Here is a 679-nt window from a genome sequence, read left to right on the forward strand (position 1 = left end):
CGGCTCGCGCCCCTTGGTCGGCGGCTCGACTTCGGCCAGGTTGAACTCGAGCCCGGCCAGCGCGAAGTCGCCGACGCCGGCGCCGTCGTTGCCGCCGAGCGCGGTGAAGACGATCTGCCGGGTGACCTGGTTGCCGGCCGAGCCGCTCTGCACGTCGTAGGGATCGTCGCTGAGGTCGAAGCTGCCGAAGCCGTTGCCGCCCGGCGGGTTGATGTCGAACTCGCCCATCCGCGGCAGGTAGTCGTGGACCGCGTCGTCATAGACCGCGGTCGCGCCCTCCTCTTCCGGCGCGTTCAGGTTGATGAACATGTCGAGGACGAAGACATCGGTGATCTCGACCGGCGCGGAGAAGTCGATGATCAGCATCTCCTCGCCATCGACCTCGTCGAAGTTGAAGCCGCCGATGCCGGCGCCGTCGGTGTCGCCGGCAAAGGGGCCGCCGGGCTCGAAGATGCTGGCGCCCGGGATGGCGACCTCGTCGTCGAAGTTGAGCTGGTTGGCGCCCGCGCCGTTGATCCCGGTGATGGTGATGTCGATGCCGCTGCCGAGATAGTCGAAGATGGTCACCGGCAGGCCGTCGGCGGTGGACCAGACGCTCTCGTCGGTGAAATCGACGAAGAACGGGCCCGGGTTCGTCGGTTCTCCCCCGTCGTCGTCGCCGGCGATCTCCAGGGTCTGG

The 679-nt window shown here is 67.9% G+C and carries 1 protein-coding gene; it reads right to left on the reverse strand.

The window, feature by feature from the left end; all coding sequences use genetic code 11:
- A partial coding sequence (locus QSJ97_RS24605; RefSeq protein ID WP_285675145.1) for a hypothetical protein occupies nt 1-679 on the reverse strand: 679 nt, incomplete at both ends.

The organism is Paralimibaculum aggregatum (genome assembly GCF_030270585.1).
GTDB classification, from domain to species: domain Bacteria; phylum Pseudomonadota; class Alphaproteobacteria; order Rhodobacterales; family Rhodobacteraceae; genus Thermohalobaculum; species Thermohalobaculum aggregatum.